This is a genomic window from Ruminococcus sp. (assembly GCF_024684275.1).
Genome location: NZ_JAIKXF010000066.1, coordinates 1 through 9,730, shown reverse-complemented (window position 1 = coordinate 9,730; position 9,730 = coordinate 1). Strand labels below are relative to the sequence as shown.

The window sequence follows — 9,730 nt, the reverse complement described above, 5'->3', positions numbered from 1 at the left end:
TCGCTTATCAGCTCTCTTCTTGCACGCTGCTCTTCTGTTTCGTTTCTTCGCCTTCTGCTCATAATTAAAACCTCCGAAGTAGTGTCTCTTCTATTATACACTACTTTGGAGGTTTACACAAATTTTAGGATAGACTCTTTTCATCTTGACAATCAAATGATAATGTGCTAATATGCAGATAAGACCGACTGCGCTAACAATCGGTCTTATCATATACTCTTTTTTTGCACTATTCTACGTTCACACAAAATTTGGGATTGACTCGATTAAAGATTCAATTGATAACATTTACATTTAGGCTGACTTTCATTTGTATAAGTTACTCCACTACTTCTATTCAAACAAACCTGACGTGATCTATCATAATAACGACAAGTTCTGCATGAACCAAGATTTGCAGCAACATTTTTCTTTAACTGATCCTTCATGTTATACTTATTCTTATTAAATAATCCCATATTATACCTACCTTTCTAACTAATAAAAATCATTCTTCTATCAACTAATTAAAGTTCCCTAGTATTTAACGCTCACTCAGCCCCCTTGCGCAGACCCAGCACATTCCACCACCAGCACAGGTACCTGCATGAACCATTTTTCCACGCTGTGCTGGAAATTTAATTCCTTGACACATTCCTTTTGCATCATCATAATCATCCGGACATTCTACTACACGAGGGTCTGATCTAAGTTGTCTTGGACCATTCCAATACTCACATGTAGCACATTGTTTTTTTTGCGTCCAATAAATTGCCATAAAAGCACCTCCTCGTTACCTTGTAAAAGTTATATATTGATATTTAACGGGTCTATAATTCTATCACCTCACCTTCGACAACATTTCCATCTTCTTCTGATATGATTTTAGAACGATATAGCGTGCCTGAATCACCTACTTTTTCAATTATACCATTTTTTATGCTTTGATTAATCATTCCAATGCATGCTTGCGCAAAATATACTTTATCAATGCTACCGTCATCCTTTTTAAAGAATTCCTTGAAATCAGGCATAAAATCATATAAATTATCATAATCAAACATATGATTAGATTTTAATACTTCTTCTAATTTCGGCATAAAATATGTTAGTACTTTTTCTTTATATATAAAAGAAGAATACTTTCCATATGATATCATTGAAGGCTCTGTGATTTTTAATGGCTCTTGTTTGTTAGCTCGTCTTTTCTTATTGGCTTCAACCTGTTCAATATAAAGAGGATTATTATATGAAACTGATCTTGCATTTTGATACTCTGGATTACTATCAAAGCTTTCAACAAATCTTTTAGGCGATGTATATCCATTTATTGCAATATATTTTTCAACTCTTTCTTGAATTTGAGGAATTTCGATTTTTCTAACTTTTTCCTGTCTCTGCTCATCAATATAAAAATATATAACAAGTAAAATCAATAATATAATCGGTATAACCGCAACGATTCCATGGAATATATGTCCATTCGTAAACTCAGCAACTGTAAGTCGAATATAAGCTATAAAAGCACAGAATATGTATATTCCACCAATAACAGGGTGAATAGATGTCAAAAAAGCGCCTACAGCACACCAAACAACAAGTATTATTATAAAGGCTATTAAAAAAGGAACATCTACTATGTTACAAAACATATATTCACCACCTTACTTATTAGATAAAGAAAGTACTTGCTTTTCAACATAAGAAGTTATCTCTATTTTTTCTCCTTCGATTCCCATAGAATTTTGCATAGCACGTTTTATTTCTTCCGGAACATCATTCTCATCTATATAGGTACTTTCAATCACGGTATCCTTTCGCCATTTATTATCAGGAAGCTTGGAATAGTTTTCTGACATGTTTTTAAATCCGGCACCTATTCTCTTTATAAATGTTTCTGTTCCTTCGACAACAACATGCAATACTTCTTTAATTTTGTTTGCCGCTTTAGCAAGCCACTGTATTATGTTCTTCCAATATGCATGAATGACTGCACCTGCAAGAGCTCCAACTGCTCCAATAATCAACAATGTACCAAGCATAATTAATTACTCCTTACTAGGTCTACTAACCTTAAAATTATCTGGCTTCATCTTAATTTTTTCCAGTTTTGATTGTGTATCCTGATCATCAGTAAAATCTGATATATTCAATTTTTGTAATATTTCACTTTTGGTCCAATTATCATCTTTTTTCTTTTTGCCATATAATATTATTTTCATAAATACTATATCAGGTGATTCTTGTGTTATATATATATTGCATTCACCGCCATACATAGATATTCCTGTTTTTTTCTCTTCATTTATCATATAATTGTCTATTTGCTTACTAAGCTGCTCAATAAATTGATTATATGTAACAGGTCTTTTTTCGCACTTTTTTCCTTTATGGTAAAAATAGGCTAATATAACTCCTACTGATGCAAATACAATAATTACAGGTGGAAACGGCATTATTGATCTACCTCACTTTCTATTACAGGAGAATCTATATTAACCTCCATCGGTTTGCTAACGATACTGCGCAACTGTGCTAAAGTTTCTTTATCCTTATTGAATTCCTGATAATCAAATTTGCTTTTAATTGTTCTTTCTATAACTTTTTTCGTAAATTGGTCTTTAAAATAAAGAACAGATACGACTATTAGGTATGTTTTTTTGGAAAATTCATCTTCATTAACCTTCGCAGAAATAGTACATTTTCCTCCGTAATAAAACTGATTATTGGCTCTGCTAAACGATATGATCTCGCTATCAATTCTTTGATTATAGTATTCTAAAAAAGAATCCCATGTAAATAGTTTCCTATCTGTTTTAGGTTGATTCTGTTTAAAAATAGCCATTTATAATCTCTCCTTTACTATTTCATATAAAGCTCCAATTCTTCTGTAACATCTAATACCTCTCCATTTGAAATTTGGCTTGATATTTCATATGGGACCTCAGAAGACCTTACTTCACGAGTAACAGTTGTTTTTTGCCACTGCTTTCCATTAAATGCATAATTATCAGATATTTCTTTATTGATTCCCAACTGCTCCCTAACAAATGTCTTACAACCATAAACAATGCCGTCAACTTTATCCTGTATCATTTCTGGAATCTGTTGAAGCCATTGAACAAAAGACTGTTTAAATCTTTCTATAAGAGTTAATACTCCCTGCGCAACCGTTTGAATTACAAATTCTTTTACTAAGCTAAACAGAATCATTCTATATCCTCGCTTTCATACGATTTCTTGCGAATGGATAATGGTACATTTTTTTCTTCTACTATTTCACTTTTAACAATTTTCGATGTATTATTAGCGTTAGCATTCTTACTATTAATAATGCTCTCTATGGCAATATCAAAATCAGTCTGTAAAATAATCTCCGCATTGTTCTTGGCTGCATTTAGTGCAGCTTTTAAGACCGCTGTTGAAATATCACTTCCGCTAAGATTGTCATATTTCTGAGATAAGTATTGGATATCAATATTAACTGGCATTTTATCAGGGATATAATGAGCCCATAGTTTTTCTCGTAGTTCTGCATTAGGAAGATTAAAACGGATATGATAATGTATCCTTCTCATAAAAGCAGAATCATAATTGCTAATAAAATTTGTTGCAAATATAACCATTCCTTCATAAGAATTCAATAATGTTAGTAAAACAGAACGTGTTTGATTAACACTTACATCTGTTGCGCTACTCATATCTGTAACTCGTTTGCTAAGAAGTGCATCCGCTTCATCGAAAAAAATAATATCATCCCAATTATTCGGATCATTAAATAGTCTTGTAAGGTTTTTACTTGTTTCCCCGACATATTTTGATTCAATATCCGCATAATTCACACATATTAACTTCTTGCCTAATGCTGAGGCTATTGCATGCGCTGACATACTTTTCCCAGTTCCAGAATCTCCATAAAGATTGACAAATAGATTTTTTCTTTCTTTAATTATGGAGCCAAGTCCCCATTCAATAAATACTTTATTCCAATTCTTTTGAGCACTGACAACGGTTTTTAATTCATCCAATGTCTTGTCCGAAAGAATAAGATCTGAAAACGTGTAAATCGGTTCTGACTTCTTGAATTGTATTTCGTGTTTCTCTTGCTTTTTATCATGATTCTGAAAATCTGGATTGTTTGAATTTGGAATCAGAGGCATTTTTAATCTCCTTCTATTCAATAATAAATATTTCACTTATAATTGGAATATAATATAAATATCAGAATTACTCCTACCGCAAATTTCTCGATTTTATGGTGGTATAGTTGTTATGACCGCTACTACCACAGTTACGATGATTATAGACGGCGATAATGACGGTCAAAGATATTTATGCAGTTATTTTTATAAGCTCCATACAAGCTCTCTTGCGCTCCATAGAGCTGTGTACATAGCGATTTAACGTTGTTTCTACGCTTGAATGTCCTAATATTTCAGACAAAGTTTTGACATCAAAGCCTGCCTGTAGGCTATTGGTAGCAAACATATGGCGAAGGCAGTGATAGTTCACTGACGGTAATCCTGCTTTTTTCAGTATTGTCTGGAATCGGCGCTGCAATGTACGAGGCTCTATTATCCTTTCGGAATTCGATAAAATATAATGATTATTATTGCTGCGGGATTCCCGCAGCAATTTCATTAAAAATGTTGGTATTGGAATTGTCCGCTGCGATGAGCGACTTTTAGGTGTATCAATTATAAGCTGCGTACCACTTGATCCGTTGTTTATACGCTGAACTGTTCTCCTGACAGTAAGGACTTCTTTTTCAAAATCAATATCGTCCCACATCATACCGCAAACTTCGCCAACACGAAGTCCAGTGTAATAGCTCAATAATAGGCACAATGTCGTTGGGGTCAAGTTAGAAAAAAGATACTTGCACAGAATCCGTTGCTGTATAAGTGTAAGCAGAGGCTTCTCTTCTTTGATATATTTAGGCATAACGACATCTGCGAGGATATTGCGATATCCGTGTACTTTTGAGGTGTATTTCGCCATAGCCTTGAAAACAACAATAACATCGGAAACATATTTTGGAGAAAGTCCTTCATTCAGCTTATTATCAATAAATGAGTGAATCATTTGAACCGTCAGTACGTCATATCGAAGTCCGCCGAATGCAGGTAGGATATGCTTCTTGACCTTCATAGTATAATTAGCATACGTTGAAGACTTAACACGCAGCTTTACTGCCGCAAGCCACTCATCAAAAAGCTCTTTTACCGTCATATTACATGAAGCTGCTGCTATAGCAGCAGGAGCAGCCTTCATAGGCAGTAACTTCTCCTTGACTTCTGTGTAGCTGTGACCGTACACGGAATGATACTTCGCCTTGCCATGCTCGTTATATCCTGTTTTATATCTTCCTTCCCAGCGCCCATCACGGCGCTTGTATATGTTTTCACCTTTTCTCGGCATATTCTCCCTCCAGTATAATTGACCATCAAATTGACGGATTATAAACTCTTTTCATACTGCAAAATCTACAATACGTATGTATTCTGATTGTATAAAACTACAAAAAACTCATTTTAATGTATATTGTTCATAAAATGTTCTCAATATCATTAAATATTTATGTTATAATTACATCATAGAATAGAAGTCGCAAATTCGAGAAATTTGCGGCTTTCTTATTTTAAGCGACACTATTATAATCATAATTGTGACTATATATTATTATAGTCAGATATACGACTATTGTCAAGTAGTCGAGTATGCTCTATAATGAAATTGGTGATAATTATGATAACTTACAAGCCATTATGGGAAACTATGAAGAAAAAAGGCGTATCTACATATACGCTTATCAATAAATATAATATCAGCAGCAGTACCATACACCGTCTTCGTCATGATCAAGGCGTTACTACTCAGCTGATAGACGACTTATGCAAAATACTCAACTGCAGCGTTGAAGATATAATAAAATACGAACCGACTGATGAAGGCTATTAAAAGCTAACATTAGTCGGTTTCTCATTATAAATAGAAAATTGGGGCATAACGTCCCGAGGGAAATATATTCTAATTTTTCTTCATGTAGTCGGTTAGTCTGGTAGAATTATTATTTGTTGCTATATAATCATAGTATCGTTATGAGGAGCATTGTGATATGCAGGTGCCTGTGTTCTCAATACTTACGCGAGAAGCGGCAGGCACTGTAGGAGACATACACGACCGTATGCCTCTGATACTGGATAAAGAGGATGTGAAGGAATGGATACGCCCGAATGGAGATCCCAGCGCTATAGTTGAGAAAGCACTGACCAATATGGTATTTGAGAAGGCTGTAGAGTACCACAGATCGCCAACTGAATTCATTACAATGTAAGAAAAAATCTTTGATGGCGGCTATAAGCCGCCTGTTTCTATTTAACTTAAATTGCGCAGGTGTCAATATAAGAATCATGCATGTTGTTTATGCATATTCAACAAAATACGTTTGTGGCGATTGACATTTGCACACATATATGATACAATAACTATATTATTAATTTTTAGGGGGAGTTGACCATGGGAGCAGCAGAATATTTAGTTAATACATATATATTCTGCAAAAAGTATACTTGCGCCCAGTCGACAATTTCATTTGGTAAAACAGCGTATCACTCAGACTAACTATGTCCTGTGAGATACTCTTTTTTTAATAATAAGGAGATGGTTTAATTATGAAAATCGAACTAATGAAAAAGACGTTAGCGACTATAATGTCTTTGACTGTTGTTTGCGGAGCACAAACAGCTGTCACGGCATATCAGCCTACCGTTGGTATCACAGCGGTTGCGGCGGATATTGTTGACAGTGGAACTTGCGGTGAGAACGTTACCTATACTCTTGACAGCAATGGCGTACTCGCTATCAGTGGCGAGGGTGAAATTAAAAAGGGGGCTTTTCAGGGCGAATATCCGCCTATGGGCATCACAGCAAAATACAGTAATTACGAAAAAATAAACAGGATCGAAATATATAATGGCGTTACGGCAATAGGAGATGCTGCATTTTTATCATGCTATAATGTTAAGTCGGTATCTTTGCCCGTTACTCTTGAAACAATTGGTTCAAGTGCTTTTTTTCGCACCGGCAGTCTGACAAGTATAACGATTCCTGAGTCTGTAGAATCGATTGGCAGACGCGCTTTTTATCAAAGCGGTATTGAAAGCATAACTACTTTTCCGAGAAAAGTGGAAACAATAGAATACGAGACTTTCTTTGATTCTGGACTGAAAAAAATTTCGATACCGGGAACTGTTAAGTCTATAGAAGAGGGTGTTTTTAGTTACTGCAGCGATCTTGAATCTGTAACTATCTGGAATCCTGAATGCGAAATAGCGGATTTTGCGGGAACGATATCAAATGCGACGGCAGGACCTACTGAAGCTGAATATGATGGTGTAATACGTGGCTATGCCGGTTCAACCGCGCAGGCTTATGCAGAAAAGTATAACAGAAAGTTTGAGGTAATTGAGGAGATATCTACCGAAACTACGACAACAACGACCTTTACAACTTCGACTACGACAACTCAGAAGCCAACAACAACTACTACAACGCAGAAGCCTACAACGACTTCAACAGCTTCAACCACCGCTCCTGAGACTACTACGACTGGTGAAATCACAGTTGTTGCCAGCGGTAAGTGTGGTGAGAACGCTACTTGGCATCTTGATAGTAATGGTACACTTACGATATCTGGAGAGGGAAAAATTAACGACTCATACACATGGATTGATGCTGATACAAGAAAAAGTGTTATTTCTATTATAATAAAAGAAGATATTTCTGAGATTAGTCAACTCAGCTATTTTGATAATCTGGAAACTGTATCTATGCCATCAGATGTTCATTTCATTTCACATATTGATGGCGGTTCACTTTTAGATACATTCTTTAAGTGTCCTAAACTGTACTTTGGAACTTGCGGTGAGTATTTAACTTGGGAATATGATGAGAAAGCCATGAATCTCACGATAAACGGTCAAGGTGCAATGCAGGATTTTCAGACACTTATGGCTGGAGCGAATTTAGTGTCTCCTTGGTTAAATCGAGGATATGAGAAAATTGCTAATGTTTATCTCTCTAAAGATGTAACAAGTATCGGAAAAAATGCATTATACGGCTGTAGTTATGAAAATGAGGGAGTTTCGTACCCGACTATCACTGTCATGAATTCTGACTGTGATGTTACGAGCTTAGCTTCTGACAACCGTGATCAGAATGGGAAACCATTTATCTACGTTGCCAAGATACGCGGCTATGAAAACTCAACAGCACACACATTTGCTTTAGAAAACGATATACCGTTTGAAGCTATTGATGAACCTGTGGTTTCAACAACAACCACAATAATTACCACTTCAGCAACTTCGACTACGACAACGAGCATAACAACTACTACCGCTGCTAACACAACAACTACAACAACTCAGATACCAACAACAACTTCTACAACTTCAACAACCACAACTCAGAAGCCTACAACGACTTCTACAACTTCAGCCACTACAACGACAAAGCCTGTAACGAGCTCAACAACAACGGTTACAACACAACCTGTTGAGTATGAGCTCGGTGATGTAAACGACGACGGAAAGCTCAATGCTGTTGACGCTTCGATCGTCCTGACCTATTATGCCATGACCTCAACAAATCAGAACGGCGATTTTACTGAAGCACAGAAGAAGGCTGCTGATCTTGATAACAACGGTGATGTCAACGCAGTAGATGCTTCATATATCCTTTCATACTATGCATATACCTCTACCACCAAGGAAGAAATAATGCCAGTTGAAGAGTATATGAAAAAGAAATAACAAATGCAACAGAGCCTCCATTGGAGGCTCTGAGTTCTTTATTTGGCTATTTTACGTATTTACATTATAGCAGTGATATGCTATAATAGTTGATAAGAAACGCAAAGGAGCTATATATGGTAAATAAAGAGATCATTGATCAGGACACTTACCGAAAAATCAAGAAAATGAACCGAGAGAAGCTTACAAAGTTCATTCTCCAGTACGGGGATGAGCTGCTCGGAGAACAGAGCAAAACAATAGATCTTCCTTCTCTTGAGATGGAGCTTAGTAAGATCAAGGGTATTGGTGGTAAGCGCCTTGAAGAGATAATGATTGTTATAGAGAAATTCCTAGATGTCGAATAATAGAAATGAGGTTTTGTATGTGTGTAATAAAGAAAGCCGAACACAGCAATCTGAAAGAAATATTACAACTTCAATATCTTGCATATCAAAGCGAAGCTGACCTATTCGGAAGCAGAGACATTCCTCCACTGAAGCAGACTATCGATGAAGTTGTTGAAGAATTCAATAGTGGAGTGATACTGAAAATGGTCGATGATAATAATACTATTATCGGCTCAGTGCGGGCGCAAGAACGTGACGGAACAGTATATATCGGTAAGCTGATGGTACACCCCGAATACAGGCATAAAGGCTATGGAACAATGCTTCTGTCTGAGATAGAGAAATGCTATCCCGATATGCGATATGAACTATTCACAAGCACAAGGAGCATTGATAATATCCGCCTGTATCAGAAGCTGGGCTACACGATATTTGCGCGGAAAGCCGTGAACGATGAGCTTGAATTGTAAGCGTCAAATAAAGGACGTATTCCTCCCAAAAGGAATCTGGTGTATAATAAAGTCTAAGCAGCTCCATAGACTAAATTAGATAAGCTAAAATAGTCTATGGAGTAAACTGGACTAAATTAGACATAGGAGGAATACG

13 protein-coding genes are annotated in these 9,730 nt (G+C 36.1%); 5 read left to right on the top strand and 8 right to left on the bottom strand.

The genetic code is table 11. The features are described from left to right. Window positions 1-523: 523 nt before the first annotated feature. From K5677_RS07505 to K5677_RS07470, 8 genes are all read right to left on the bottom strand, one after another. Window positions 524-757, bottom strand: coding sequence for a hypothetical protein (locus K5677_RS07505; protein ID WP_296726404.1), 234 nt, complete (start codon window positions 755-757; stop codon window positions 524-526). A gap of 52 nt (window positions 758-809) precedes the next feature. Continuing rightward, window positions 810-1,631 carry a hypothetical protein gene (locus tag K5677_RS07500; protein ID WP_296726402.1) on the bottom strand — a complete coding sequence of 274 codons (822 nt, stop codon included), beginning with the start codon at window positions 1,629-1,631 and terminating at the stop codon, window positions 810-812. 12 nt (window positions 1,632-1,643) lie between these two features. Then, window positions 1,644-2,021 carry a hypothetical protein gene (locus tag K5677_RS07495; protein ID WP_296726399.1) on the bottom strand — a complete coding sequence of 126 codons (378 nt, stop codon included), beginning with the start codon at window positions 2,019-2,021 and terminating at the stop codon, window positions 1,644-1,646. A 6-nt stretch (window positions 2,022-2,027) separates the two neighbouring features. After that, a complete protein-coding gene (locus tag K5677_RS07490) occupies window positions 2,028-2,435 on the bottom strand; it encodes a hypothetical protein (protein ID WP_296726397.1) in 408 nt (135 codons plus the stop codon). Then, on the bottom strand, window positions 2,435-2,824 hold the full coding sequence (locus tag K5677_RS07485; RefSeq protein WP_296726394.1) for a hypothetical protein: 390 nt from the start codon (window positions 2,822-2,824) through the stop codon (window positions 2,435-2,437). The genes K5677_RS07490 and K5677_RS07485 overlap by 1 nt, the downstream gene beginning before the upstream one ends. Before the next feature lie 17 nt (window positions 2,825-2,841). After that, the gene (locus tag K5677_RS07480) at window positions 2,842-3,192 is read right to left on the bottom strand and encodes a hypothetical protein (protein ID WP_296726392.1); all 351 of its coding nucleotides are present in this window, start codon (window positions 3,190-3,192) and stop codon (window positions 2,842-2,844) included. Continuing rightward, the gene (locus K5677_RS07475) at window positions 3,189-4,139 is read right to left on the bottom strand and encodes an ATP-binding protein (protein WP_296726391.1); all 951 of its coding nucleotides are present in this window, start codon (window positions 4,137-4,139) and stop codon (window positions 3,189-3,191) included. Before K5677_RS07475 ends, K5677_RS07480 begins: the two co-directional genes overlap by 4 nt. 172 nt (window positions 4,140-4,311) lie before the next feature. Then, on the bottom strand, window positions 4,312-5,400 hold the full coding sequence (locus K5677_RS07470; protein ID WP_296726389.1) for a site-specific integrase: 1,089 nt from the start codon (window positions 5,398-5,400) through the stop codon (window positions 4,312-4,314). Between the two features lie 327 nt (window positions 5,401-5,727). Between K5677_RS07470 and K5677_RS07465 the strand changes: the two genes are divergently transcribed. The 5 genes from K5677_RS07465 (at window position 5,728) to K5677_RS07445 (ending at window position 9,594) form a co-directional block, all read left to right on the top strand. After that, window positions 5,728-5,940, top strand: coding sequence for a helix-turn-helix transcriptional regulator (locus tag K5677_RS07465; RefSeq protein ID WP_296726387.1), 213 nt, complete (start codon window positions 5,728-5,730; stop codon window positions 5,938-5,940). A gap of 157 nt (window positions 5,941-6,097) precedes the next feature. Continuing rightward, window positions 6,098-6,316, top strand: coding sequence for an SOS response-associated peptidase family protein (locus tag K5677_RS07460; RefSeq protein ID WP_296726384.1), 219 nt, complete (start codon window positions 6,098-6,100; stop codon window positions 6,314-6,316). Between the two features lie 337 nt (window positions 6,317-6,653). Continuing rightward, window positions 6,654-8,795: a leucine-rich repeat protein gene (locus K5677_RS07455; RefSeq protein WP_296726382.1), complete on the top strand. Its 2,142-nt coding sequence runs from the start codon at window positions 6,654-6,656 to the stop codon at window positions 8,793-8,795. A gap of 116 nt (window positions 8,796-8,911) precedes the next feature. Then, the gene (locus tag K5677_RS07450; RefSeq protein WP_296726381.1) at window positions 8,912-9,142 is read left to right on the top strand and encodes a hypothetical protein; all 231 of its coding nucleotides are present in this window, start codon (window positions 8,912-8,914) and stop codon (window positions 9,140-9,142) included. 17 nt (window positions 9,143-9,159) lie between these two features. Beyond that, the gene (locus K5677_RS07445) at window positions 9,160-9,594 is read left to right on the top strand and encodes a GNAT family N-acetyltransferase (protein ID WP_296726380.1); all 435 of its coding nucleotides are present in this window, start codon (window positions 9,160-9,162) and stop codon (window positions 9,592-9,594) included. The last annotated feature ends 136 nt before the right edge of the window (window positions 9,595-9,730 follow it).

Excerpts from the sequence above, each read along its gene's own strand:
- K5677_RS07505 (WP_296726404.1), bottom strand. The coding sequence starts at position 757 with ATGGCAATTTATTGGACGCAAAAAAAACAATGTGCTACATGTGAGTAT.
- K5677_RS07500 (WP_296726402.1), bottom strand. The coding sequence starts at position 1,631 with ATGTTTTGTAACATAGTAGATGTTCCTTTTTTAATAGCCTTTATAATA.
- K5677_RS07495 (WP_296726399.1), bottom strand. The coding sequence starts at position 2,021 with ATGCTTGGTACATTGTTGATTATTGGAGCAGTTGGAGCTCTTGCAGGT.
- K5677_RS07490 (WP_296726397.1), bottom strand. The coding sequence starts at position 2,435 with ATGCCGTTTCCACCTGTAATTATTGTATTTGCATCAGTAGGAGTTATA.
- K5677_RS07485 (WP_296726394.1), bottom strand. The coding sequence starts at position 2,824 with ATGGCTATTTTTAAACAGAATCAACCTAAAACAGATAGGAAACTATTT.
- K5677_RS07480 (WP_296726392.1), bottom strand. The coding sequence starts at position 3,192 with ATGATTCTGTTTAGCTTAGTAAAAGAATTTGTAATTCAAACGGTTGCG.
- K5677_RS07475 (WP_296726391.1), bottom strand. The coding sequence starts at position 4,139 with ATGCCTCTGATTCCAAATTCAAACAATCCAGATTTTCAGAATCATGAT.
- K5677_RS07470 (WP_296726389.1), bottom strand. The coding sequence starts at position 5,400 with ATGCCGAGAAAAGGTGAAAACATATACAAGCGCCGTGATGGGCGCTGG.
- K5677_RS07465 (WP_296726387.1), top strand. The coding sequence starts at position 5,728 with ATGATAACTTACAAGCCATTATGGGAAACTATGAAGAAAAAAGGCGTA.
- K5677_RS07460 (WP_296726384.1), top strand. The coding sequence starts at position 6,098 with ATGCAGGTGCCTGTGTTCTCAATACTTACGCGAGAAGCGGCAGGCACT.
- K5677_RS07455 (WP_296726382.1), top strand. The coding sequence starts at position 6,654 with ATGAAAATCGAACTAATGAAAAAGACGTTAGCGACTATAATGTCTTTG.
- K5677_RS07450 (WP_296726381.1), top strand. The coding sequence starts at position 8,912 with ATGGTAAATAAAGAGATCATTGATCAGGACACTTACCGAAAAATCAAG.
- K5677_RS07445 (WP_296726380.1), top strand. The coding sequence starts at position 9,160 with ATGTGTGTAATAAAGAAAGCCGAACACAGCAATCTGAAAGAAATATTA.